Below are 22,358 nucleotides of genomic sequence, written 5' to 3' on the forward strand. Positions count from 1 at the left end.
TGACCGCACCCACCGGAGGCGCCCCATGGCTTCGTTCGACCAGGACCTCGCTCCTGTACTCGACAAGGACGGCGTACGGCTCACCGTGGACGACGCGCTCGCCACGGTGACCCTGACCAACCCGGCCAAGCGCAACGCGCAGAGCCCCGCTCTGTGGCGGGCGCTGGCCGAGGCGGGCCAGGCGCTGCCGGGCTCCGTCCGGGTCGTCGTGCTGCGCGGCGAGGGCAAGTCCTTCTCCGCCGGGCTGGACCGCCAGATGTTCACCCCGGAGGGGATCGAGGGCGAGCCGACCTTCATCGATCTCGCGCGCCGTGACGACGCCGGGATCGACGCGACCATCTCCGCGTACCAGGAGGCGTTCACCTGGTGGCGGCGCAACGACATCGTGTCCATCGCCGCCGTGCAGGGACACGCCATCGGCGCCGGATTCCAGCTCGCCCTCGCCTGTGACCTGCGCGTCGTCGCCGACGACGTGCAGTTCGCCATGCGCGAGACCAGCCTCGGCCTGGTCCCCGACCTCACCGGCACCCATCCGCTGGTGGGCCTCGTCGGCTATGCCCGCGCGCTGGAGATCTGTGTGACCGGCCGCTTCGTGCACGCCGAGGAGGCGGTCGTCTCCGGCCTCGCCAGCGTCGCCGTGCCCGCCGCCGAACTCGACGGCGCGGCCGCCGACCTGGCCTCCGCCGTGCTGGCCGCGCCGCGCGACGCCGTGGTGGAGACCAAGGCCCTGCTGCGCGGCGCCACCGGCCGTTCCTTCGACGAGCAGCGCACCGCCGAACGCGCCGCCCAGACCCGCCGCCTGCGGGACCTCGCGGGCATCGGCGACTGAGTCACGCCGCGTCACTCCACGCCGGTCACCAGGACCGCCACCGTCGGGCGGTCCTCCAGCGTCTCCCGCACCGCCGCGCGCACCCGCTGGGCCACCTCGACGGCCCGGTGGGCGGGGTCCGTGGTCAGCTCCACGTACACGTGCCGGTGCGGCAGCGCCGCCCCGGTCGCGCGCTGCTCGACGCGTACCGCCTGGCCCCGGCCGCTCAGCCCCGAGGTCAGCCGGGCCACTCCGGCGACCGTGAGCACCGCGGCGGCGACCAGTGCCTCGTCGGGGTCCGTGGACCGCTCGGCGTCCGGTGCCCGCGGCGCCGGGTGGGCGGGGGGCCGTTCGGCCGACGGGTCCAGCAGATCCGTCACCCGCAGGTCCACCTCCGTCACCATGAGCCCCAGCCGGTCGGCCGCCGCCGTGAGCGCGGCCCGCAGCAGGGCCGCCGTGTCCGGCAGCGGCAGGGCCGCGGTGGCCGCGACCTCCGCCGTCACCCGGAGAGGGCCGGGCGGCAGCGCGCTCGGCGGCGCCGGCACCACCGGCTCGCGCACGTCCTCGGAATCGGCGAGGCCGATCCGCAGCGCGCTCAACCGCGCCCCCGGCACCTGAGCCTCGGCCGCCTCGGCCAGCACCGCGGCCGCGGCCCGCTCCGTCATCCACGCGCCGTCCCGGCTGCCGCCGAGCGGCAGCAGTCTGCCGGGCGCCAGTCGCTGCCGTACCGCTTGTGTCCAGTCCGCCGTCATTCCTCCAGCCTGCCGTATCCACGGCGCGCAACCACGCAACCGTGCTTACGGTGGTCGGAGAAGGACTACCGAGAGGGGCTGTGAGCGATGAGCGAACTGACGAATCAGGACGACGACTACGAGGCGCAGGTCTCGGCCCGCAAGCAGACCCGGCGCGGTGGCGGCGACCCGGCCACCAGAGGACGCACCACGATCGCTGACGGAGTCGTGGAGAAGATCGCCGGAACGGCCGCACGCGACGTGGTCGGCGTCTACGCCATGGGCAGCGGCCTCTCCCGCACCATCGGCGCCATGCGCGACCGGGTGCCCGGTGGCTCCAAGGCCGTGACCCGCGGTGTGAAGGCCGAGGTCGGCGAGGTGCAGACCGCGCTCGACCTGGAGATCGTCGTGGAGTACGGCTTCCCGATCGGCGACGTGTCCCACGCGGTGCGGGAGAACGTGATCGCCGCCGTGGAGCGCATGACCAGCCTCGAGGTCGTCGAGGTCAACATCGCGGTCAGCGACGTCCACCTCCCCGACGAGGAGGAGGAAGAGGAGCCCGAGCAGCCCCGTATCCAGTGAGTCACGGGGTACTCGGAGAAGTAGGCCGGACCGGCTGGGTCAAGCCGGCCGGGCGGGCTCACTCGCTTGAAGGAGCGCTGCAGAGATGAGCATGGCAGCAGTCGGCATGATCGCCGGAATGGCGCTGGGCTTCGCCGGGTTCTACGGCGGGTTCGGAGCCTTCGTGCTGGTGGCGGCCCTGGGGGCCGTCGGATTCTTCGCCGGTCGTTTCGTGGACGGCGATCTGGAACTGGGCGACTTCTTCCACCGCCGTGACGACCGCCCCCGCACCCGTGACGACCGGTTCCGCACCGGCGGCGACCGGCGCGACTGGCGCCGGTGACCGCGATGAGCACGGACACCGGCGCGGCGCCGCCGGCGGTCCCGCACCGCGAAGCGCCGGGCCGGCGCGGGGCCACCAGGGTCGCGGACCGTGTCGTCGCCAAGATCGCGGGACGCGCGGCGCGCGAGGCGCTCGCCCCGCTGCCCCCGGACGTCGCCGCCCCGCGCGCCACGGTGTCCGTACGGGCCAAGGCGCGCGGCACCGGCCCCGCCGACAACGTCCCTTTCGGCACGGCCCGGGTGCGTGTCGCCCTCGAACTCGGCTATCCGGGTGACATCGGCCCCCACTGCGCCGCCGTACGCCGCCGGGTCATCGAGCGGGTGGGCACGCTGGCGAACATGGAGGTGCCGGAGGTGGTCGTCGAGGTCGAGCGGCTGCGCCTGCCCGGTGAGCACCGCGGGAGGACGGTATGAGCGAGTCCCGGCCGCCGGACGCCACCCGGCCGATGCCCGTGGTCGACACCGGCAAGCACCTCCCGCAGCCGGTGGAACCGACGGCCCCGCCCCCGTCCGCCCGGAGCAGCGGCCGCTTCTGGTCGGCGCGCCGCGTCCCCTCGGCCATCGTCGCCCTGCTCCTGCTGGGCGGTGCCGGCCTGCTGCTGTACGACGTCGTGGCCGTCCGCACCGGGCAGCCCGCGATGTACTGGCGCCGCGAACTGGCCCGCCAACTGGCCGAACACCCTCTCGACTACATCCCGGTGCTGGCGGGCGCCGCGTTCGTCACCGCAGTCGGCCTCTGGCTGATCCTGCTCGCCCTCACACCCGGCCTGCGCCAGTTGCTGCCCATGCTCCGCCCGCGGCCCGACGTACGCGCCGCGCTCACCCGCGACGCCGCCGCCCAGGTGCTGCGCGACCGGGCCGTGGAGGTCTCCGGGGTGCGGGAGGCACGGGTGCGGATGCGCCGCCGCCGGGCGGACGTCCGGGTGATCTCGCACTTCCGCGACCCCGCCGAGGTGCGCACCGACCTGGACGCGGCCCTGGCCGGCGCGGTGACCGACCTGGGCATGGCCCGGCGGCCCAAGCTGTCGGTACGGCTCCGGGGACCCGGGAAGAAGGGATGAGGGGCATGCGTTCAGGAGTCGTCAACCGGGTCCTGCTGGCCCTCGCCGGACTCGTGCTGTTCGTGCTCGGCGGGTCGGTGCTGGCCGTGGGCCTGGGCGCGCCGTCGCCCTCCTGGTGGCCGCACTCCGGCCCGCGCGACGTGCTGCTCAGCCGGGCCGAGCGCACAACTTGGCGGGACCAGGACTGGTGGTGGCCCGCGCTGATCGCGCTGCTGGCCGTCCTGCTGCTGATCGGCCTGTGGTGGCTGGTGTCGGTGCTGCGCAGGCGCCGTCTGTCCGAGATCCTGATCGACACCGGTGACGGCTCCGGCGCGCTGGTGCGCGGCGGAGCGCTGCGGTCCGCGCTCGCGGACGACGCGGGCCGCCGGCCGGGCGTGGCCCACGCGGACGCCCGACTGGCCGGCCGCCGCACGTCCCCGACGCTGCGCGCCGGGCTCCGCCTGGAGCCCGACGCGTCCCCGGCCGCCACCCTGGCCGACTTCACCACCCACCCGCTGACCGCGGCCCGTGACTCGACGGGCCTGGAGTCGCTGCCCACCGAGGTGCGGCTCAAGAAGGTCAAGCACCGGGCGGAGCGGGTGAGCTGACGGCCGGCCGGGCGGCGCGTGCTCTCAGAAGCCGTGCCGCATGCCGCCGTCCACCGGAAGCATGACGCCCGTCAGATAGGACGCGGCCGGGGACAGCAGGAACGCGGCGGCCCTGCCGAACTCGTCCGGGGTGCCGTAGCGGCGCAAGGGGATGCGGGACTCGTTGGCCGCCCTGGTGGCCACCGGGTCGGCGGACATGCCGTCCAGCTCGCGCACCCGGTCGGTGTCGATACGGGCCGGGAGCAGGCCGACGACGCGGATGCCGCGCGGGCCCAGCTCGTCGGAGAGCGACTTGGCGAACCCGGCCAGGCCCGGCCGCAGCCCGTTGGAGACGGTCAGCCCCGCGATGGGCTCGTGCACCGAACCCGACAGCACGAACCCGATGACACCGCCCGGCTCCAGCTCGGCCGCCGCCGCGCGGGCCAGGCGCACCGCGCCCAGGAACACCGACTCGAACGCGTCCCGCCACTGCTCGTCGGTGTTGTCCGCGACGAAGCCGGGCGGCGGGCCGCCGACGCTGATGAGGATGCCGTCGAACCGCCCGAAGCGCTCGCGGGCCACCGCGATCAGCCGCTCCGGGGCGTCCGCCTCGGCGTTGCCGAGTGCCACGCCCACCGCGTCGGGGCCCAGTTCGGCGGCGGCCTCGGCCACCCGCTGCTCGTCCCGGCCGGTGACGACCACCTTCGCCCCGTCCGCGACCAGTTGCCGCGCGGCGGCGTTGCCCAGGCCCCGCGATGCGCCGGTGACGATGTACACCCGGTCCTTCAGTCCAAGATCCATGCTCCTATCCTGCCTCCTCGGTGCCGAACAGTGTGAGGGCGGTGTTCACCAGCGCGATGTGGCTGAACGCCTGCGGGAAGTTGCCGAGCTGGCAGCCGGCCTCCGGGTCGTACTCCTCGGCCAGCAGGCCCACGTCGTTGACCAGGCCGGCCAGCCGCTCGAACAGCGCGCGTGCCTCCTCGGTGCGGCCGGTCAGGTGCAGGGCGTCTGCCAGCCAGAAGGAGCAGGCGAGGAAGGAGCCCTCGCCCTCGGGCAGCCCGTCGACCACCGGGCCCTCGGGGTCCTCGGTGTCGTAGCGGCGCACGAAGCCCCGGTCGTCCAGGTCGGCGCGGACCGCGTCGACCGTGCCGATCACCCGTGGGTCGTCCGGGGGCAGGAAGCCCACGCGCGGGATCAGCAGCAGTGCCGCGTCCAGCTCGCGCGAGCCGTAGTACTGGGTGAAGGTGTTCCGCGCGGGGTCGTAGCCCTTGGCGCACACCTCCTCGTGGATCTCGTCGCGCAGCGCCCGCCAGCCGGACAGGTCGCCCTCCAGCTCCGGGTGCTCCTCCAGCGTGCGTACGGCGCGGTCCACGGCCACCCACGCCATGACCTTGGAGTGGGTGAACTGCCGGCGCCCGCCGCGCACCTCCCACAGCCCCTCGTCCGGCTGCCGCCACTGCTCCTGGAGGAAGTCGATCAGCGCGCACTGCAGGGCCCACATGTGCGGCCGCGCCGACAGCCCGGACCGCCGGGCGAGCCACAGGGAGTCCATCACCTCGCCGTACACGTCCAACTGGAGCTGGTCCACCGCGCTGTTGCCGATGCGGACCGGGGCCGAGCCCGCGAACCCGGCGAGCCAGGGCAGCTCGGTCTCCGGCAGCCGCCGCTCGCCCCCGACGCCGTACATGATCTGGAGGTCCTCCGGGCTGCCCGCGACCGCCCGGAGCAGCCAGTCGCGCCATGCCTCGGCCTCCTCGTGGTAGCCGGCGGCGAGCAGCACGTTCAGGGTGAGGGTGGAGTCGCGCAGCCAGCAGTAGCGGTAGTCCCAGTTGCGCACCCCGCCCAGCTTCTCCGGCAGCGAGGTGGTGGCCGCGGCGACGATCCCGCCGGTGGGCCGGTAGGTGAGCGCCTTCAGGGTGATCAGCGAGCGGACCACGGTGTCCCGGTACGGCCCGTCGTAGCGGCAGCGGCCGCTCCAGCGCCGCCAGTCCCGGACGCTGGTGCTGAGCGCCTTGTACGGATCGATCAGGCGGGGGCGCGGCTGGTGCGAGGGGTGCCAGGTGAGCACGAACGCCACCCGCTCGCCCTCGGCCAGGGTGAACTCCGAGTGGGTGCCGAGGTCCTCGCCCCAGGTGCGGACGTGCGGCTCGGAGCGCAGCCAGGTGGAGTCCGGCCCCGCGACGGCCACCCGGTGCCCGTCGGAGCGGCGCATCCACGGCACGATGGACCCGTGGTCGAAGCGCAGCCGCAGCGTGCTGCGCACGGTGACCCGCCCGCTGACGCCCTCCACGATGCGTACGACGTCCGGGACCTTCTCGCGCTGCGGCATCAGGTCGGTCACGCGCAGCGTGCCCTCGGGGGTGTCCCACTCGGTGTCCAGGACGAGGGTGTCGGGCCGGTAGGCGCGCCGGGTGCAGGCGCCCGCGCCCTTCGGCGCGATCCGCCAGTAGCCGTTGTCCTCGTCGCCGAGCAGCCGGGCGAAGCAGGCGCCGGAGTCGAAGCGGGGCAGGCAGAGCCAGTCGATCGAGCCGTCCCGGCCGACCAGGGCCGCGGTCTGCTCGTCGCCGATGACGGCGTAGTCCTCGATGCGCGGGTTCACGGGTTGGCGATTCCCCGGTGGGCGTGACGGCCAATCAGGTGGTGCGCCGGGGGAGTGACGGCCGGCTCACACGGTGGCGGGTTCCGCCTCCGGCCGGCCTTCCTGCTCCGCGGCCGCCGCCCGGTCGCGCAGCTCGCGCCGGACCAGGAACCACCAGCCGACCGGCACGGCGGCGGCGAACAGCCACCACTGGATCATGTAGGCGTAGTTCAGCGGGGCGTCCTCCTTGCCGGGGCTGGAGATCTGCTCCGGCGTCGCGCCCTTCGCCTCCGGCGCGGTCTGCTCGACATAGCCGCCGAGCACCTGGGCGCCCAGGCGCCGGGCCTGCTCCGCGCTGTTGATCAGCATGATCTGCCGGTCCGGCAGGCCCGCGATCCGCTTGATGCCGCTCGCCGCGGTGGTCTCGTCGGCCTTCAGCCGCCCGGTGATCGTGACCTTCCCGGCCGGGGGTGCGGGCACCTTCGGGTACTCGGTCTGCGCCCCGTTCGCCGGGATCCAGCCCCGGTTGACCAGCAGCACCCGGCCGTCGGTCAGCTTCAGCGGGGTCAGGACGTGGAAGCCCACCTCGCCGTCGGCGTTGGTCCGGCGCCGGACGACCTCCTCGTGGGCGGTGTCGAAGGTGCCGGTCGCGGTGACGGTGCGGTACTTGTCGGCGTGGGTGACGGCGCGGCCGGGGGCGGCGAGCCGTTCCACGGGCACCGGGGTGGCGTCGAGGGCCCGCGCCACCAGGTCGTTGCGGGCGGTGCGTTCCTCGTACCGGTGGTGCTGCCAGATACCGAGCCTGATCATCGTCGGGATCAGCGCGATCACGACGAGGCTGAGGATCACCCACTGGCGGGTGAGCAGGAAGCGGTAGCGGTGCACCCCACGACGGTACCTCCGGGCCGTGGGGCGCATTCGGGCGGGTACCGGGTCAGACCCGGTCCACCACCCCCGTCCTCCCCTCGGCGCGGGCGCAGTGGGCGCCGCAGTACCAGTGGCCCTCGACCTCGACGCCCTGCCCGATGATCTGCACCCGGCAGTGCTCGCAGATGGGGGCCATGCGATGGATGGCACAGGAGAAGCAGTCGAAGACGTGCACCGCGCCCTGCGCGTGGACCTCGAAGGTCATTCCGTAGTCATTGCCGCAAACTTCGCATCTCGCCATGCGCCACAGCGTGAGCCGTACCCGGTCGCCGGACGAGCGGGCACGGGCGCGAGTCGCGGGGAATCACCCGTCCGTACGGCTCACCCGTCGGCGTCCTCGACGTCGCGGAGCAACTGCCCGAACGCGGCCTCGTCGATGACCGGGGTGCCGAACTGGCGGGCCTTGGCCGTCTTGGAGGTGCCCGAGTCGGGGTCGTTGGTGACCAGCAGGCTGGTCAGCCGGGACAGACTGGAGGCCACGTGCAGCCCGGCCTCGGTCGCCCGGTCCTCCAGCAGCTCCCGCTCGGTGGAGGTGTCGCCCGAAAAGGCCACCCGCATGCCCTGCTTGAGGCGTTTGCCCGCTTCGTACCTTCCGGGGTTGGGGTGCGGGCAGGCGGGCCGCTTGCGGGCCGGGCGCCAGCCGCCGCCCTGTCCGCCGCCGTAGGGGCCGGTCGCCTGACGGCCGATGCGCGGGCTGTCCGCCCACTCGGTCAGCGGGCGGCACTCCAGCAGCGGCAGCCGCACCCCGTCCGCCGCCGCGGCCCGCAGGCTCGGCCGGAACGCCTCGGCCAGCACCCGCGCGTCGTCCAGCGCGTGGTGCGCGCGCTGCTGCACGACCCCGAAGTGCGCGGCCAGCGACTCCAGCTTGAAGTTGGGCAGCGGCAGCCTGAGCTCCTTGGAGAGCGCGATGGTGCACAGCCGCTGCCGCACCGGCGGCTCACGCCGGGCGCGCGCGTACTCCCGCGCGATCATCTGCCAGTCGAAGACCGCGTTGTGCGCCACCAGCACCCGGCCGTCCAGCCGGGCCGCGAACTCCTCCGCCACCTCCGCGAAGAGCGGGGCGCCTTCGAGCACCTCGCTCGTCAGGCCGTGTATCCACACCGGGCCCGGATCGCGCTCGGGGTTGACCAGCGTGTACCAGTGGTCCTCGACCTCGCCGCGCGCGTCCAGGCGGTACACGGCCGCCGAGATGATCCGGTCGTCGCGGGCCAGGCCGGTGGTCTCCACGTCGACGACCGCGTATCCCTTGGGATACACGGCCGGCCACCGGGTGGGCGAGGACACTGCGGTCGCGGGGTCTTCGAGCATGGTCAATGAGGATACGGGTCCTGACCGACAACCGGGCCGCCCAGGGCTTCGCACCCACCGACCGGGTCGGGCCTCGTATGGGTGTACGTCCCCAAGGCCGGTGCGGGGGAACGCCGTTGCGTCCGTCCCCGCTGGTCCGGGCCCCCTCGGTAGGCGAACCGGCCCCGCCACGGCGTACCGTGTGGTGCGCCCGGGCCGTCCCCGGGCACCCCGCACCCCCTGCACGAGAAGGACCTCCGCCATGCGCGCCACCACCATCCACGCCCCGTACGACATGCGTGTGGCGGACGTGCCCGAGCCGATCGTGCAGCTCCCCACCGACGCCGTCGTCCGCGTGCTGCGCGCCTGCATCTGCGGCAGCGACCTGTGGGCCTACCGGGGCGAGGCGGCCCGGCAGCAGGGGCAGCGGATCGGGCACGAGTTCCTCGGCATCGTGGAGGAGACCGGCTCCGACGTCGGCAGCCTCCAGCGCGGGGACCTCGTCGTCGCGCCGTTCATGTGGTCCGACGGCACCTGCGAGTACTGCCGCGAGGGCCTGACCACCTCCTGCGTGCACGGCGGCTTCTGGGGCTCCGTCGGCTACGACGGCGGCCAGGGCGAGGCCGTGCGCGTGCCGTTCGCCGACGGCACCCTGGTCCGGCTGCCCAAGGAGGCGGCCGCCGACGAGCACCTGCTCACCGGCCTGCTCACCCTGTCCGACGTGCTCGGCACCGGCCACCACGCCGCCCTCGGCGCGGGCGCCCGCCCCGGCGCCACGGTCGCCGTCGTCGGTGACGGCGCGGTCGGCCTGTGCGCGGTGCTGGCCGCCAAGCGGCTCGGCGCCGAGCGGATCATCGCGCTCGGCCGCCACGAGGCGCGCACCGACATCGCCCGCCGCTTCGGCGCCACCGACGTGGTCGCCGCGCGTGGCGAGGAAGCCGTCGCGGCCGTCCGCGAGCTGACCCGGGGCCAGGGCGCGCACGCCGTCGTCGAGGCGGTCGGCACCGAGCAGTCCATGAACACGGCCGTCAACATCACCCGCGACGGCGGCGCCATCGGCTTCGTCGGCGTGCCCCACGGCAGCGGCACCGGTCTGGACCTCAGCGTCATGTTCGACCGCAACATCGCGCTGCGCGGCGGTGTCGCCCCGGTCCGCACCTACATCCCCGAGCTGCTGCCCGACATCCTGGACGGCACCATCGACCCTTCCCCGGTGTTCGACATGACCGTGGACATCGAGGGCGTCCCGGCCGGCTACAAGGCGATGGACGAGCGCACGGCCCTGAAGGTGCTCGTCACCAACAACTGAGCCGGCACCGCGATGCCCTCCGACTGAGCCGGCACCGCGACGCCCTCAGCTCCAGGCCGCCTCGCTCGACCCCCAGGGGACCGGCGGGGCGGCCCAGTCGGTCGGCCCGCCGGTGAATGACACCGGGGGCCGGGCGTACCGCAAGCGCCCCAGCGGGCTGTCCCGTTCGGCCAGCCACGCGTCCGGGCCCTCGTAGACCTGCCCGCCCTGGCGGTCCCGCCCGGCCTCGTCGGTCAGCCAGCGCGCGGTCCGGGCGAGCGCGAGGCGCACCAGGCGGCCCTGGCCGTCGCGGGACCGTTCGGCCAGGGCCCGCAGGATGCCCGCCGCCATCAGGTAGCCCGAGCCGTGGTCCAGGGCCTGCGCGGGCAGCGCGCCGGGCTCCATGGTCGAGCCCTCGGTGGCCGCGATCCCGGTGGCGACCTGGACGAGGCTGTCGAAGCCGCGCCGTTCGCCCCAGGGCCCGTACGCGCCCCACGCCGAGATCTGGGCGACGATCAGACCGGGGTACCGCTCGGCCAGCGCCTCGGGGGAGAGGCCGAAGCGGTCGAGGGTGCCGGGGCGGTAACCGGTGACGACCACGTCGGCGGAGGCCAGCAGCTCTTCCAGCACCTTGCTGTCGGCGGCGAGGTCGAGGGTGGCGGACCGCTTCCCGAAGCCCGTGTCCGCGTGCTGGTCGGCCAGTTCGGGCAGCTCGGGCGCGTCCACGCGCAGCACGTCGGCGCCGAGCAGCGCGAGGGTGCGGGTGGCGACGGGCCCGGCCAGGACGCGGGTGAGGTCCAGGACGCGCAGCCCGGCGGCGGGCAGCAGGGGTGCGGATTCCCGTTCCAGGGGCGGGAGTTCGCGTCCCGAGGCGGCGCCGATCGGGGCGCGCTCCACCAGCGGGCGCTTGGCCACCTCGGCGGCCTGCGGATGAGCCGCCCACTGGCCGGGGGTGCTCAGGGCGACGGCCAGTCCACCGGCGGCGTACACCGTCTCCTCGATCTCCAGGGCGGAGCGCTCGAGGAGCAGCCGCTCCACGTCCTCGGGGGTGGCACCGTCGGGCAGGCCCAGCGCGTCGAGCAGGCGGAGCCGGTGGTGCGGGTAGTTGGCGTGGGTGCGCACCCAGCCGTACGACGCCCGCCACCAGCGGGACAGGGGCGCGAAGTTGACCGGGGCGCGGCCGTCGATCCGCAGCACCCGCTCGCTGTGGAACGCGGTGACGACCGCGCCGTCGTCCACCACGGCGCGCGGCACCTGGCCGAGCCCGGCCCGCAGCGCGCCCAGCTCGGCGGCGGCCAGCGCACACGTGCCCACGCACGCACGCGCCAGCCGTTGCACGGGAAGGCGGCCGATCAGGCCCCCCGGACGCTCGACGCAGGCCAGCCGCGCGAGCAGCGTGCGATCGCCGCCCAGCGCGACCCAGGCGGACTTGATCATCGGATCGGTCACCGCTGCACTATGCATCAGCCACCCGGACCCGACAAGGAGGCGCCCGCCTGCGGCGCTGCCACGCGGAATCTAGCGCGTGACCGCCTTCAGCGCGTCCGCGATGCCCCAGCCGTAGAACCCGTTGCGGTTCTTCGTGCCCTCGCACACCGCGTCGACCTTGCCGTCACCGTTGATGTCGTACGGGTCGGTGCACGGGGTGGCGGTCGCCTCCGCGTACAGCAGCGCCTTCACCGCGGCGGCGGAGGCGTGCGGGTGGGTCGACTTGATCAGCGCGGCGACGCCCGCGACGTGCGGCGAGGCCATCGACGTACCGGCCATGTAGCCCCACTTGCCGCCGGGCAGCGGGCCCAGGATGAGGCCGCTGACCGCGGGCGGGGCCGGGGTCTGGTAGGCGGTCGAGTCGCCGCCGGGGGCCGCGATGTCGATGGTGCCCAGACCGTAGTTGGAGAACGAGGACTTGACGCCCTTCGCACCGGTGGCCGCGACCGTCACCACACCCGGGAGCTGGGTGGGTATGTCGAAGCACTTGCGCGGGTCGACGGTCCGGTCCGAGGGGGTGCCGTCGTTGGGGGAGGAGGAGTCGGTGATCGAGTCGGCGGCGAAGTCGTAGTTCTCGTTGCCGGCCGCCGCGACGTTGACCGCGCCCTTGCCCTCCGCGTACCTCGTCGCCCGCGTGATGGCGTCCACCAGGGCCTTCTGGTCCGGGTCGCCGGTGCAGTTGAAGTACCATGGGTCGGTGTAATAGCTGTTGTTGGTGACGTCCACGTGGTGCTCGGCCGCCCACACGAAGCCGCAGACCACGGCCTCGGTGTAGAAGTAGCCGTCCGGGTTGCCCACCTTGATGCCCGAGACCTTCACGCCCGGCGCCACGCCCGTGATGCCGACGCCGTTCTTGGCGCCCGCTATCTCGCCCGCGACGTGCGTGCCGTGCGGGGACTCCGCCGCGCTCGGCCGCCAGGCGCCGTCCGTCGTGTCCGGCGCCCCGGAGACGCAGTTGACGGAGGCGGCACGGTCGAAGTTGGGCGCGATGTCCGGGTGGGTGTCGTCCACACCGGTGTCGATGACGGCGACCGTCACCTTCTTGCTGCCGAGCGTCTTCTCATGGGCCTTGTCCGCCTTGATGGCGGGCAGGTCCCACTGCAGCGACTCCAGCGGGTCCTGCCCGTCGGCCGCCTTCGCCTTCGCCACCTCCGCCGCGCTCAGCGGCTTCGGGGCGCCCACGTCGGTGGTGGACTGCGCGGGCAGCGGGGCGTTACGGGTGGCACCGGCCGAGGAGACACCGGACACCCTGCGGATGGACTTGGCGAAGTCCGGGTTCGCGGAGTGGACCACGATCACGCCGATACGGTCATAACTGGCCACGACGGTGCCGCCGTTGCGTCCAATCGCGCGGCGCACCGACTCGATCGTGCGATGGTCCGTTCTCGTGTTGACCACGTAGGACAGCTTCGGGCCGTCGTACGTGGTGGCCGAACCCTCCGCCGCCCGCGTCGTCTGGGCCGTGGACGGGGCCGCGGAGGCCGCCGTCGGCAGGAAGCCGAGCGAGGCGGTCAGCGACAGCACGACCGGGACGGCCGGAGCGAACCGGCGCCGGGAGCGCAGATGAGCCATGGGATCTCCACATCATCCGGAAACGAAACCGCCCGAGGCACGGGTGGCGCTCGGGCAGGTACATGACGGGTGGAACAAGGTGAAGCTATCCCGACGGCGCGGATCTCCGAAAGGGCCGGACCCGCGTGAACCGGCGCACGCGCCGGGCCGTGTGCGTCAACGAGGGGGCACGGCCGGATCGCGCCCCCCGGATGATCACAACGGGGAGTCGCGCGTTGACGCCCGGTAACGTGATCTCCGTTCCAGTGAGGTCGGCAACCGCCCGTCCGTGACGCGAGGAGACTTGAGTGGCTACCGAGACACCGCCCCCCGCGAAGCCCCCACTTCCTTCCCCCGAGGAGTTCACCGAGGCGCAAGCGAGCGCGGAGTTCGGTGAACTGCGCCGCGCGAACCGCTCCTTCGCCTTCCCCCTGACGATCGCCTTCATCGCCTGGTACCTGCTCTACGTGCTGCTCTCCTGCTACGCGGGCGACTTCATGGGCACCGAGATCGCGGGCAACATCAACGTGGCCCTCGTCCTGGGCCTCGCCCAGTTCCTCACCACGTTCCTCATCGCCTGGTGGTACGCGCGGCACGCCGCCGCCAAGCTCGACCCCAAGGCCGAGGCCATCAAGTCCCGGATGGAGGGCGGCGCATGATCCCCGCTCAGCACACGATCCCCGCCCAGCACACGCTGCTCGCGGCCGGTGAGGCCAGTGAACACCGGACGCTGATCATCTCCCTGTTCGCGGTGTTCGTCGTCGCGACCCTCGTCATCACCGTCTGGGCGGGCCGCCAGACCAAGGACGCCGCCGACTTCTACGCGGGCGGCCGCCAGTTCACCGGCTTCCAGAACGGCCTGGCCGTATCCGGCGACTACATGTCCGCCGCGTCCTTCCTCGGTATCGCCGGCGCCATCGCCCTCTTCGGCTACGACGGCTTCCTCTACTCCATCGGCTTCCTGGTCGCCTGGCTGGTGGCCCTGCTCCTGGTCGCCGAGCCGCTGCGCAACTCCGGCCGCTACACCATGGGCGACGTGCTGGCCTACCGCATGCGCCAGCGCCCGGTGCGTACCGCCGCGGGCACCTCCACCATCGTGGTGTCGATCTTCTACCTGCTCGCGCAGATGGCCGGCGCCGGTGTCCTGGTCTCCCTGCTGCTCGGCATCACCAGCGACAGCGGCAAGATCGGCATCGTCGCCCTGGTCGGCGTCCTGATGATCGTGTACGTCACCATCGGCGGCATGAAGGGCACCACCTGGGTCCAGATGGTCAAGGCGGTGCTGCTGATCGCGGGCGCCCTGCTGCTGACCTTCCTGGTGCTGCTCAAGTTCGACTTCAACGTCTCGGACCTGCTCGGCTCGGCCGCCGACAACAGCGGCAAGGGCAAGGCGTTCCTGGAGCCCGGCCTGAAGTACGGCGCCACCGGCACTTCCAAGCTGGACTTCATCTCCCTCGGCATCGCCCTGGTCCTGGGCACCGCGGGCCTGCCGCACATCCTGATCCGCTTCTACACCGTCCCCACCGCCAAGGCGGCCCGGAAGTCGGTCATCTGGGCCATCGGCCTGATCGGCGCCTTCTACCTGATGACCCTCGCCCTCGGCTTCGGCGCCGCCGCGCTGATCAAGCCCGACGAGATCATCGCCTCCAACAAGGCGGGCAACACCGCCGCGCCCCTGCTCGCCCTGCACCTCGGGGGAGTGGACTCCAACTGGGGCGCCATCCTGCTGGCCAGCATCTCCGCCGTCGCCTTCGCCACGATCCTCGCGGTCGTCGCGGGCCTCACCCTGGCCTCCTCCTCGTCCTTCGCCCACGACATCTACGCCAACGTCATCAAGAAGGGCCAGGCCACCGAGAAGCAGGAGATCAACGCCGCCCGCTACGCCACCGTCGGCATCGGCGCCGTCTCCATCGTGCTCGGCGCCCTCGCCCGCGACCTGAACGTGGCCGGACTCGTCGCGCTGGCCTTCGCCGTCGCCGCGTCGGCGAACCTGCCGACCATCCTCTACAGCCTGTTCTGGAAGCGGTTCACCACCTCCGGCGCCCTGTGGTCGATCTACGGCGGCCTGGTCACCGCGGTCGGACTGGTGATGTTCTCCCCGGTCGTCTCCGGCAAGCCCACCTCGATGTTCCCCGACCTCGACTTCCACTGGTTCCCGCTTGAGAACCCCGGCATCATCTCGATCCCGGTCGGCTTCCTGCTGGGCGCGGTCGGCACCCTGCTGTCCAAGGAGGTCCCGGACGCGGAGAAGTACGCCGAGCTGGAGGTACGGTCCCTGACCGGCACCGGGGCGCACTGAGCACCCCCTCTGCAGAAGGACGCCACGGCCGCGCCGCGCGGGCAGCACACCCGCGCGGCGCGGCCGCGTCCGTACCGCGCCGGGGAACGAGCGGCTGTCGATGTCGGAGGTCTCGCGTAGGCTCGCAGGTGACAGGGAAAAAGAGGTCCGGAGAACGAGGGAGGGGGCCCACGTGCTCATCGACACCTACGGCCGAGTGGCCACCGACCTGAGGGTCTCGCTGACCGACCGGTGCAATCTGCGCTGCACCTACTGCATGCCCGAAGAGGGCCTGCAGTGGCTGGCCAAGCCCGACCTGCTCACGGACGACGAGATCGTCCGCCTCATCGACCTCGCGGTGCGCCTGCTGGGCATCGAGGAGGTCCGGTTCACCGGCGGCGAGCCCCTGCTCCGCCCCGGCCTGGTCGGCATCGTGGAGCGCGTCGCGGCCCTGACCCCGCGCCCCCAGATGTCCATCACCACCAACGGCATCGGCCTCAAGCGCACCGCCGCCGCCCTGAAGGAGGCGGGCCTGGACCGGGTCAACGTCTCCCTGGACACCCTGCGCCCCGACGTCTTCAAGACCCTCACGCGGCGCAACCGTCACCAGGACGTGCTGGACGGCCTCCAGGCCGCCGCCGACGCCGGGCTCACCCCGGTGAAGGTCAACTCCGTGCTGATGCCGGGCCTGAACGCGGACGAGGCCCCCGACCTGCTGGCCTGGGCCCTGGAGCACGCGTACGAACTGCGGTTCATCGAGCAGATGCCGCTGGACGCCCAGCACGGCTGGAAGCGCGAGGGCATGGTCACCGCCCAGGACATCCTGGCGTCCCTGCGCACCCGCTTCGAGCTGACCGACGAGGGCGCCGGCGAGCGCGGTTCGGCCCCGGCCGAGCGCTGGCTGGTGGACGGCGGCCCGCAGCGGGTCGGCGTGATCGCCTCGGTGACCCGCCCGTTCTGCGCGGCCTGCGACCGCACCCGGCTCACCGCCGACGGGCAGATACGGACCTGTCTGTTCGCCACCGAGGAGACCGACCTGCGCGCCCTGCTGCGCTCCGGCGCGCCGGACGAGGAGATCGCCGAGCTGTGGCGCAAGGCGATGTGGGGCAAGAAGGCCGGCGCGGGTCTCGACGACCCGTCCTTCGTCCAGCCGGACCGACCGATGTCCGCGATCGGCGGCTGACGGGGGGACCGTCAGGCGCCGGGCTCCTGCCAGTCCTTCAGCGCGACCACGTCCTTGAGGAACCCCCGCACCCCGAGGAACTGCGACAGGTGCTCGCGGTGCTCCTCGCAGGCGATCCAGGTCTTGCGCCGCTCAGGGGTGTGGATCTTCGGGTTGTTCCACGCCAGTACCCACACGGCGTCGGCTCGGCAGCCCTTGGCGGAACAGATCGGTGTATCGCTCACAGAGGGATTCTCACAGAGGGAGTCCCGCGGCGGAAACGGCCCCGAACAAGGCGACGCCGAGCAGCCACGGGGGGAGCTGCCCGGCGTCGGTCTGTCGCTCCGACGGGGGATGCGGAGCGCGTACGCAGTATGTCACGCAGCACTGGCCGACCGGCACAGGAACAGCATGATTGATCTGAGCTTTTCCTGAGCTTGGCGGGAAGTCGTCTTCCGCTTTTTCCGCCCCCACGCTGCTCAGGCTCGGTCGGAACCTTCGCCGCGCGACTCCGCCTCCGGCCCCGCCGACGACGGCCGCGGGCCGGATTCCGCCCGCGCGTCGGAACTCTCGGCGCGCGGCGGTGTGATCATCGGCTTGGACGGCATGGCGACGAAGGTCGACGGCAGTGACTGCGGCCGCTCCCGGCCCGCGTTGGCGATCACGACGGCGACGTACGGCAGCAGGGCGCCCAGCACCAGCGCCACGATGGCGACGTACCGCTCCACGTTCCACAGCGAGGCGGCCAGGATCACCGACAGCGTCCGCACGGACATGGAGATGACGTACCGGCGCTGCCGGCCGCGCACGTCCTCGGCGAGTCCGGTCCGGGCGCCGGTGATCCGGAAAACCTCGCCACGCTGCTTGCCCATCAGTCCACCATCCGCCCGCATGGGACCATCCCCGGCCCGAAGCCGCGTCCCTCGGCCCGTCGGGGAACCGGACCGGGACACTTCCCCCACGGTACGCCGCCACGGCGCCGCGCTCGATACCGGGGCACCCGCCCGGCCTGCGGGAACGCCCACCATCCGGGTGCGCCCGGCGTGCGCGGCGCCCGGAGCGCGCCCAGACTGGCCGGGACGATCAGGTCGAGCCGGACGAGGAGGCCGCCATGGGCTGGCTGTGGGCGATCATCGTGGGATTCGTGCTGGGTCTGCTCGCCAAGGCGATCATTCCCGGCAAGCAGCACAGCCCGCTGTGGCTGACCACCATCTGCGGCATCCTGGGCGCCCTCGTGGGCAACGCCATCGCCCGCGGGCTCGGGGTCGCCGAGACACGCGGCATCGACTGGAGCAGGCACATCTTCCAGCTCGTCGCGGCGATCATCATCGTGTTCTTCGTCGACATGCTCTACATGGCGACCCTCGGCAAGCGCAAGCGGCGCAAGGCCGAGCAGCGGGTGTGAGGCAGCGGTCATGACGAAGGGCGGCCTCCCCGCGAGGGGAAGCCGCCCTTCGGCGTGGCCTCAGGCCCCGGTGACCTCGACGGCCGCCAGGTTCTTCTTGCCCCGGCGCAGCACCAGCCAGCGGCCGTGCAGCAGCTCCTCGGCGGCCGGTACGGCGTCCTCGGCGGCGACCTTGACGTTGTTCACGTAGGCACCGCCCTCCTTCACCGTGCGGCGCGCGGCGGACTTGCTGGCGACCAGGCCCACCTCGGCGAGCAGGTCCACCACCGGGCCCAGTTCGGCGACCTGGACGTGCGGCAGCTCGGACAGCGCGGCCGCGAGGGTGCGCTCGTCCAGCTCCGACAGCTCACCCTGGCCGAACAGCGCCTTGGACGCGGCGACCACGGCGGCGGTCTGCTCCGCGCCGTGCACCAGCGTCGTCAGCTCCTCCGCCAGCGCGCGCTGCGCGGCACGGGCCTGCGGACGCTCCTCGGTCAGCTTCTCCAGCTCCTCGATCTCCTCGCGGGACTTGAAGCTGAAGATCCGCAGGAACTTGGAGACGTCCCGGTCGTCCGCGTTCAGCCAGAACTGGTAGAACGCGTACGGCGTGGTCATCTCCGCGTCCAGCCAGACCGTGCCGGACTCGGTCTTGCCGAACTTGGTGCCGTCCGCCTTGGTGATCAGCGGGGTGCCCAGCGCGTGCACCACGGCGTCCGGGTCGACCCGGTGGATCAGGTCGGTGCCCGAGGTGAGGTTGCCCCACTGGTCGCTGCCGCCGGTCTGGAGCGTGCAGCCGTACCGCCGGTACAGCTCCAGGAAGTCCATGCCCTGGAGGATCTGGTAGCTGAACTCGGTGTAGCTGATGCCCGCGTCGGAGTTCAGCCGGCGGGAGACGGCCTCCTTGGCGATCATCTTGTTGACCCGGAAGTGCTTGCCGATGTCCCGCAGGAACTCGATGGCCGACATCCCCTGGGTCCAGTCCAGGTTGTTGACCATCACGGCCGCGTTCGGGCCCTCGAAGTCCAGCAGCGGCTGGATCTGCCCGCGCAGCCGCTCCACCCACTGGCCGACGATCTCCGGCGCGTTCAGCGTGCGCTCGGCGTTCGGCTTCGGGTCACCGATCAGACCGGTGGCGCCGCCGACCAGGCCCAGCGGACGGTGGCCCGCGTCCTGGATCCGGCGCATGGTGAGGATCTGCACGAGGTTGCCGAGGTGCAGGCTGGGCGCGGTCGGGTCGAAGCCGCAATAGAACGTGACAGGACCGTCCGCGAACGCCTTGCGCAATGCGTCCTCGTCGGTGGAGAGGGCGATCAGCCCACGCCACTTCAGTTCGTCGACGATGTCCGTCACGGTTCTCGTGTCTCCTAGATGATCTTCCGGCGGTCGGGTGACAGCCGACTACGAGGTTATACGCCCTGGCTGACAGAGCTCATATTGAATTCCGGCACGCGCAGCGCGGGCATCGCGGCCCGGGTGAACCAGTCGCTCCACTCGCGGGGCAGCGTCTGCTCGGTGCGGCCCGCCTCGGACGCCCGGCCCAGCACGCCGACCGGTGACTCGTTGAACCGGAAGTTGTTCACCTGGCCGGTGACCTCGCCGTTCTCCACCAGGTAGACCCCGTCGCGGGTGAGGCCCGTGAGCAGCAGGGTCGCCGGGTCGACCTCGCGGATGTACCAGAGGCAGGTCAGCAGCAGCCCGCGCCCGGTGTCCGCGACCATCTCCGCGAGCGAGCGGTCGCCGCCGCCGTCCAGGATCAGGTTGTCCAGCGCCGGGGCGAGCGGCAGACCGGTCAGGGCCGCGCTGTGCCGGGTGGTGGTGAGGTGATCGAGGACACCGTCCTTGATCCAGTCGGTGGCCCGTACGGGCAGCCCGTTGTCGAACACCGAGCGGTCGCCGCCGGAGGAATGCGCGACCACGAACGGCGCGCAGCCGAGCCCCGGCTCGTACGGGTCGCTGCGCAGGGTCAGCGGCAGTTCGCTCAGCCGCTCGCCGGAGCGGGTGCCGCCGCCCGGCTTGGAGAACACCGTGCGGCCCTCGGCGGCGTCCCGGCCCGAGGCGGACCAGAGCTGGTAGATCAGCAGGTCGGCCACGGCGGACGGCGGCAGCAGCGTCTCGTACCGCCCGGCCGGAAGGTCCACCCGGCGCTCCGCCCAGCCGAGGCGCTCGGCCAGCTCGGTGTCCAGCGCGCCCGGATCGACGTCCTTGAAGTCGCGGGTGGAGCGGCCGGCCCAGGCCGAGCGGGTGTGGTCGGGGGACTTGGCGTTCAGCTCCAGGGTGCCGGTCGGCTGGTCGTGCCTGAGGCGCAGGCCGGTGGAGGTGCCCAGGTAGGTGGAGACGGTCTCGTGGCTGGCGAAGCCGTACAGCTCCCGGCCCCCGGCCCGCGCACGGGCGAACGCCTCGCCGAGCGCCGGGGCGAAGTCCGCGAAGACCGCCGAGGAGGTCTCGGCGGGTGCGTCGCGGAAGTCCGGGGACTCCGGCACCCCGGTGACCAGCGGCTGGGCGTCCTCGGCGGGCCCGGACGCCCGCGCGGCGGCCTCGGCGGCCCGCACCAGCGGCTCCAGCTCGGCCGAGGTGACCGCCGACCGCGACACCACGCCGGAGGCGGTGCCCTGCTGCCCGTCCACGGTGGCGATCACGGTGAGGGTACGGCCGCGGGTCACGCCGTTGGTGGTGAGCGCGTTGCCCGCCCAGCGCAGGTTGGCGCTCGACTCCTCGTCCGCGATGACGACACAGCCGTCGGACCGGGACAGCGCGAGGGCCTGCTCGACGATCTCGTACGGCTTGCTGGTCCGCGCGCTCATCGCCCGGCCTCCTGCGTGGTGTTGAGGATGTTGACGCCCCGGAACAGGGCCGAGGGGCAGCCGTGGGAGACGGCGGCGATCTGGCCCGGCTGGGCCTTGCCGCAGTTGAAGACACCGCCGAGGACGTACGTCTGCGGACCGCCGACGGCGGCCATCGAACCCCAGAAGTCGGTGGTCGTGGCCTGGTAGGCGACGTCCCTGAGCTGGCCGGTGATCCGCCCGTTCTCGATGCGGAAGAAGCGCTGCCCGGTAAATTGAAAATTGTACCTTTGCATATCAATTGACCATGAACGGTCGCCGACGACGTAGATCCCCCGGTCGACGCCCCCGATCAGCCCCTCCGTGGACAGCCCGGCCGGGTCGGGCCGGAGCGAGACGTTGGCCATGCGCTGCACCGGGACATGGCCGGGGGAGTCCGCGAAGGCGCAGCCGTTGGAGCGCTCGAAGCCCGTCAACTTGGCGATACGGCGGTCCAGTTGGTACCCGGTGAGCGTGCCGTCCCGCACCAGGTCCCAGGACTGCGCGGCCACGCCCTCGTCGTCGTAGCCGATGGTCGCCAGACCGTGTTCGGCGGTGCGGTCGCCGGTGACGTTCATCAGCTCCGAGCCGTACCTGAGCTTGCCGAGCTGGTCGAACGTGGCGAACGAGGTACCGGCGTACGCGGCCTCGTAGCCGAGGGCGCGGTCCAGCTCGGTGGCGTGGCCGATGGACTCGTGGATGGTGAGCCACAGGTTGGAGGGGTCCACGACCAGGTCGTACAGTCCCGGCTCCACGCTCGGCGCGCGCATCTTCTCGGCCAGCAGCTCAGGGATCTGTTCGAGTTCCGCGTCCCAGTCCCAGCCGGTCCCGGTCAGGTACTCCCAGCCGCGCCCGGCGGCCGGGGCGAGGGTGCGCATGGAGTCGAACTCCCCGCTGGAGCTGTCCACCGAGACGGCCGTCAGCTCCGGGTGCAGCCGGACGCGCTGCTGGGTGGTGACCGTCCCGGCGGTGTCGGCGTAGAACTTGTTCTCGTGCACGGTCGTCAGCGACGCGTCCACGTGGTCGACCCCCTGCGCCGCGAGCAGCCGCCCGCTCCAGTCGGCCAGCAGCGCGGACTTCTCCTCGTCCGGCACGGTGAAGGGGTCGATCTCGTACGAGGAGATCCACGTCTTGTCGGCGTGCACGGGCTCGTCGGCCAGTTCCACGCGCTCCGCCGAGTCGGCCGCCCGGATCACCTGCGCGGACAGCTTGGCCATCGCCACGGCCTGGGAGGCGACCTTCGCCGCGCCGCCCATGGTCAGGTCCACCCCGGAGGCGAACCCCCAGCTACCTCCGTGCACGACCCTGACCGCGTAGCCGAGGTCGGTGGTGTCCGAGGACCCGGCCGGCCGTCCGTCGCGCACCCGCCAGGAGGCACTGCGCACCCGCTCCAGCCGGAAGTCGGCGTGCTCGGCTCCCAGGGCGCGGGCCCGCGCCAACGCGGCGTCGGCCAGGGCCCGCAGGGGGAGCTCCAGGAAGGAGGGGTCGATGTGTCGGGCCACGGGTGGGTTCCTCCTGGACGTGGTG

24 protein-coding genes are annotated in these 22,358 nt (G+C 72.6%); 11 read left to right on the forward strand and 13 right to left on the reverse strand.

All coding sequences use genetic code 11. The features are described from left to right. Nucleotides 1-25: 25 nt before the first annotated feature. Nucleotides 26-829, forward strand: a complete 804-nt coding sequence (locus HEK131_RS08560) for an enoyl-CoA hydratase/isomerase family protein (RefSeq protein WP_244334274.1) — start codon at nucleotides 26-28, stop codon at nucleotides 827-829. An 11-nt stretch (nucleotides 830-840) separates the two neighbouring features. Here HEK131_RS08560 and HEK131_RS08565 read toward each other — a convergent pair whose 3' ends face one another. Continuing rightward, nucleotides 841-1,560 carry a nucleopolyhedrovirus P10 family protein gene (locus HEK131_RS08565; protein ID WP_244334275.1) on the reverse strand — a complete coding sequence of 240 codons (720 nt, stop codon included), beginning with the start codon at nucleotides 1,558-1,560 and terminating at the stop codon, nucleotides 841-843. Nucleotides 1,561-1,647: 87 nt separating this feature from the next. Between HEK131_RS08565 and HEK131_RS08570 the strand changes: the two genes are divergently transcribed. The 5 genes from HEK131_RS08570 to amaP all read left to right on the forward strand — a co-directional run bounded on the left by HEK131_RS08570 (nucleotide 1,648) and on the right by amaP (nucleotide 4,090). Beyond that, nucleotides 1,648-2,121 (forward strand): Asp23/Gls24 family envelope stress response protein, encoded by a 474-nt coding sequence (locus HEK131_RS08570; RefSeq protein WP_217461534.1) that lies wholly within the window; start codon nucleotides 1,648-1,650, stop codon nucleotides 2,119-2,121. Nucleotides 2,122-2,206: 85 nt separating this feature from the next. After that, a complete protein-coding gene (locus HEK131_RS08575; RefSeq protein ID WP_217461533.1) occupies nucleotides 2,207-2,443 on the forward strand; it encodes a hypothetical protein in 237 nt (78 codons plus the stop codon). A 5-nt stretch (nucleotides 2,444-2,448) separates the two neighbouring features. Continuing rightward, nucleotides 2,449-2,856, forward strand: a complete 408-nt coding sequence (locus tag HEK131_RS08580; protein ID WP_244334276.1) for a hypothetical protein — start codon at nucleotides 2,449-2,451, stop codon at nucleotides 2,854-2,856. After that, the gene (locus HEK131_RS08585) at nucleotides 2,853-3,503 is read left to right on the forward strand and encodes a DUF6286 domain-containing protein (RefSeq protein ID WP_244334277.1); all 651 of its coding nucleotides are present in this window, start codon (nucleotides 2,853-2,855) and stop codon (nucleotides 3,501-3,503) included. Before HEK131_RS08580 ends, HEK131_RS08585 begins: the two co-directional genes overlap by 4 nt. Before the next feature lie 5 nt (nucleotides 3,504-3,508). Continuing rightward, entirely contained in the window at nucleotides 3,509-4,090 is a 582-nt protein-coding gene (gene amaP / locus HEK131_RS08590; protein WP_244334278.1) for an alkaline shock response membrane anchor protein AmaP, read from the forward strand. 24 nt (nucleotides 4,091-4,114) lie between these two features. Here amaP and HEK131_RS08595 read toward each other — a convergent pair whose 3' ends face one another. The 5 genes from HEK131_RS08595 to HEK131_RS08615 all read right to left on the reverse strand — a co-directional run bounded on the left by HEK131_RS08595 (nucleotide 4,115) and on the right by HEK131_RS08615 (nucleotide 8,882). Continuing rightward, nucleotides 4,115-4,870 carry an SDR family oxidoreductase gene (locus HEK131_RS08595; protein ID WP_217461529.1) on the reverse strand — a complete coding sequence of 252 codons (756 nt, stop codon included), beginning with the start codon at nucleotides 4,868-4,870 and terminating at the stop codon, nucleotides 4,115-4,117. A 4-nt stretch (nucleotides 4,871-4,874) separates the two neighbouring features. Then, nucleotides 4,875-6,668 (reverse strand): glycoside hydrolase family 15 protein, encoded by a 1,794-nt coding sequence (locus tag HEK131_RS08600; RefSeq protein ID WP_217461528.1) that lies wholly within the window; start codon nucleotides 6,666-6,668, stop codon nucleotides 4,875-4,877. Between the two features lie 66 nt (nucleotides 6,669-6,734). Then, nucleotides 6,735-7,532: an SURF1 family cytochrome oxidase biogenesis protein gene (locus HEK131_RS08605; protein ID WP_432215618.1), complete on the reverse strand. Its 798-nt coding sequence runs from the start codon at nucleotides 7,530-7,532 to the stop codon at nucleotides 6,735-6,737. Between the two features lie 49 nt (nucleotides 7,533-7,581). Continuing rightward, the gene (locus tag HEK131_RS08610; protein ID WP_020939201.1) at nucleotides 7,582-7,815 is read right to left on the reverse strand and encodes a hypothetical protein; all 234 of its coding nucleotides are present in this window, start codon (nucleotides 7,813-7,815) and stop codon (nucleotides 7,582-7,584) included. An 80-nt stretch (nucleotides 7,816-7,895) separates the two neighbouring features. After that, nucleotides 7,896-8,882 carry a DEDDh family exonuclease gene (locus HEK131_RS08615; RefSeq protein ID WP_244334279.1) on the reverse strand — a complete coding sequence of 329 codons (987 nt, stop codon included), beginning with the start codon at nucleotides 8,880-8,882 and terminating at the stop codon, nucleotides 7,896-7,898. Nucleotides 8,883-9,123: 241 nt separating this feature from the next. On the opposite strand from HEK131_RS08615, the gene HEK131_RS08620 reads away from it, so the two are divergent. Beyond that, entirely contained in the window at nucleotides 9,124-10,170 is a 1,047-nt protein-coding gene (locus tag HEK131_RS08620; protein ID WP_244334280.1) for a zinc-dependent alcohol dehydrogenase family protein, read from the forward strand. Nucleotides 10,171-10,215: 45 nt separating this feature from the next. Here HEK131_RS08620 and HEK131_RS08625 read toward each other — a convergent pair whose 3' ends face one another. Both HEK131_RS08625 and HEK131_RS08630 read right to left on the reverse strand, forming a co-directional pair. Further along, nucleotides 10,216-11,586, reverse strand: coding sequence for a CoA transferase (locus HEK131_RS08625; RefSeq protein WP_244451967.1), 1,371 nt, complete (start codon nucleotides 11,584-11,586; stop codon nucleotides 10,216-10,218). An 81-nt stretch (nucleotides 11,587-11,667) separates the two neighbouring features. Then, complete coding sequence (locus tag HEK131_RS08630) at nucleotides 11,668-13,209, reverse strand: S8 family peptidase (protein ID WP_217461524.1); 1,542 nt, start codon at nucleotides 13,207-13,209, stop codon at nucleotides 11,668-11,670. A 287-nt stretch (nucleotides 13,210-13,496) separates the two neighbouring features. Here HEK131_RS08630 and HEK131_RS08635 point away from each other — a divergent pair, with 287 nt between their 5' ends. The 3 genes from HEK131_RS08635 (at nucleotide 13,497) to moaA (ending at nucleotide 16,649) form a co-directional block, all read left to right on the forward strand. After that, nucleotides 13,497-13,847, forward strand: coding sequence for a DUF485 domain-containing protein (locus HEK131_RS08635; RefSeq protein ID WP_161148293.1), 351 nt, complete (start codon nucleotides 13,497-13,499; stop codon nucleotides 13,845-13,847). Beyond that, entirely contained in the window at nucleotides 13,844-15,487 is a 1,644-nt protein-coding gene (locus HEK131_RS08640; RefSeq protein ID WP_244334281.1) for a solute symporter family protein, read from the forward strand. The genes HEK131_RS08635 and HEK131_RS08640 overlap by 4 nt, the downstream gene beginning before the upstream one ends. Before the next feature lie 172 nt (nucleotides 15,488-15,659). Continuing rightward, on the forward strand, nucleotides 15,660-16,649 hold the full coding sequence (moaA, locus tag HEK131_RS08645; RefSeq protein WP_217461522.1) for a GTP 3',8-cyclase MoaA: 990 nt from the start codon (nucleotides 15,660-15,662) through the stop codon (nucleotides 16,647-16,649). Nucleotides 16,650-16,660: 11 nt separating this feature from the next. Here moaA and HEK131_RS08650 read toward each other — a convergent pair whose 3' ends face one another. Beyond that, the gene (locus HEK131_RS08650) at nucleotides 16,661-16,873 is read right to left on the reverse strand and encodes a hypothetical protein (protein ID WP_244334282.1); all 213 of its coding nucleotides are present in this window, start codon (nucleotides 16,871-16,873) and stop codon (nucleotides 16,661-16,663) included. A 234-nt stretch (nucleotides 16,874-17,107) separates the two neighbouring features. Continuing rightward, nucleotides 17,108-17,500, reverse strand: a complete 393-nt coding sequence (locus HEK131_RS08655; RefSeq protein WP_217461521.1) for a DUF3099 domain-containing protein — start codon at nucleotides 17,498-17,500, stop codon at nucleotides 17,108-17,110. Nucleotides 17,501-17,739: 239 nt separating this feature from the next. On the opposite strand from HEK131_RS08655, the gene HEK131_RS08660 reads away from it, so the two are divergent. Continuing rightward, nucleotides 17,740-18,033 carry a GlsB/YeaQ/YmgE family stress response membrane protein gene (locus tag HEK131_RS08660; RefSeq protein WP_161148288.1) on the forward strand — a complete coding sequence of 98 codons (294 nt, stop codon included), beginning with the start codon at nucleotides 17,740-17,742 and terminating at the stop codon, nucleotides 18,031-18,033. Nucleotides 18,034-18,093: 60 nt separating this feature from the next. Here the strand turns inward: HEK131_RS08660 and tyrS are convergent, their stop codons facing one another. From tyrS to HEK131_RS08675, 3 genes are read right to left on the reverse strand one after another with little or no spacing between them, the layout of a single operon-like run. Next, a complete protein-coding gene (gene tyrS / locus HEK131_RS08665) occupies nucleotides 18,094-19,362 on the reverse strand; it encodes a tyrosine--tRNA ligase (protein ID WP_217461520.1) in 1,269 nt (422 codons plus the stop codon). Between the two features lie 56 nt (nucleotides 19,363-19,418). Next, entirely contained in the window at nucleotides 19,419-20,813 is a 1,395-nt protein-coding gene (locus HEK131_RS08670; protein ID WP_244334283.1) for a metallopeptidase TldD-related protein, read from the reverse strand. After that, nucleotides 20,810-22,333, reverse strand: a complete 1,524-nt coding sequence (locus HEK131_RS08675) for a TldD/PmbA family protein (protein WP_244334284.1) — start codon at nucleotides 22,331-22,333, stop codon at nucleotides 20,810-20,812. Before HEK131_RS08675 ends, HEK131_RS08670 begins: the two co-directional genes overlap by 4 nt. Nucleotides 22,334-22,358: the final 25 nt, after the last annotated feature.

Origin of the sequence: Streptomyces seoulensis, assembly GCF_022846655.1 — a bacterium.
Lineage (GTDB): Bacteria > Actinomycetota > Actinomycetes > Streptomycetales > Streptomycetaceae > Streptomyces.

Excerpts from the sequence above, each read along its gene's own strand:
- amaP (WP_244334278.1), top strand. The coding sequence starts at position 3,509 with ATGCGTTCAGGAGTCGTCAACCGGGTCCTGCTGGCCCTCGCCGGACTC.
- HEK131_RS08655 (WP_217461521.1), bottom strand. The coding sequence starts at position 17,500 with ATGGGCAAGCAGCGTGGCGAGGTTTTCCGGATCACCGGCGCCCGGACC.
- HEK131_RS08595 (WP_217461529.1), bottom strand. The coding sequence starts at position 4,870 with ATGGATCTTGGACTGAAGGACCGGGTGTACATCGTCACCGGCGCATCG.
- HEK131_RS08620 (WP_244334280.1), top strand. The coding sequence starts at position 9,124 with ATGCGCGCCACCACCATCCACGCCCCGTACGACATGCGTGTGGCGGAC.
- HEK131_RS08640 (WP_244334281.1), top strand. The coding sequence starts at position 13,844 with ATGATCCCCGCTCAGCACACGATCCCCGCCCAGCACACGCTGCTCGCG.
- HEK131_RS08575 (WP_217461533.1), top strand. The coding sequence starts at position 2,207 with ATGAGCATGGCAGCAGTCGGCATGATCGCCGGAATGGCGCTGGGCTTC.
- HEK131_RS08580 (WP_244334276.1), top strand. The coding sequence starts at position 2,449 with ATGAGCACGGACACCGGCGCGGCGCCGCCGGCGGTCCCGCACCGCGAA.
- HEK131_RS08585 (WP_244334277.1), top strand. The coding sequence starts at position 2,853 with ATGAGCGAGTCCCGGCCGCCGGACGCCACCCGGCCGATGCCCGTGGTC.
- HEK131_RS08560 (WP_244334274.1), top strand. The coding sequence starts at position 26 with ATGGCTTCGTTCGACCAGGACCTCGCTCCTGTACTCGACAAGGACGGC.
- HEK131_RS08660 (WP_161148288.1), top strand. The coding sequence starts at position 17,740 with ATGGGCTGGCTGTGGGCGATCATCGTGGGATTCGTGCTGGGTCTGCTC.
- HEK131_RS08615 (WP_244334279.1), bottom strand. The coding sequence starts at position 8,882 with ATGCTCGAAGACCCCGCGACCGCAGTGTCCTCGCCCACCCGGTGGCCG.
- HEK131_RS08670 (WP_244334283.1), bottom strand. The coding sequence starts at position 20,813 with ATGAGCGCGCGGACCAGCAAGCCGTACGAGATCGTCGAGCAGGCCCTC.
- HEK131_RS08570 (WP_217461534.1), top strand. The coding sequence starts at position 1,648 with ATGAGCGAACTGACGAATCAGGACGACGACTACGAGGCGCAGGTCTCG.
- HEK131_RS08565 (WP_244334275.1), bottom strand. The coding sequence starts at position 1,560 with ATGACGGCGGACTGGACACAAGCGGTACGGCAGCGACTGGCGCCCGGC.
- HEK131_RS08630 (WP_217461524.1), bottom strand. The coding sequence starts at position 13,209 with ATGGCTCATCTGCGCTCCCGGCGCCGGTTCGCTCCGGCCGTCCCGGTC.
- HEK131_RS08610 (WP_020939201.1), bottom strand. The coding sequence starts at position 7,815 with ATGGCGAGATGCGAAGTTTGCGGCAATGACTACGGAATGACCTTCGAG.
- HEK131_RS08625 (WP_244451967.1), bottom strand. The coding sequence starts at position 11,586 with ATGATCAAGTCCGCCTGGGTCGCGCTGGGCGGCGATCGCACGCTGCTC.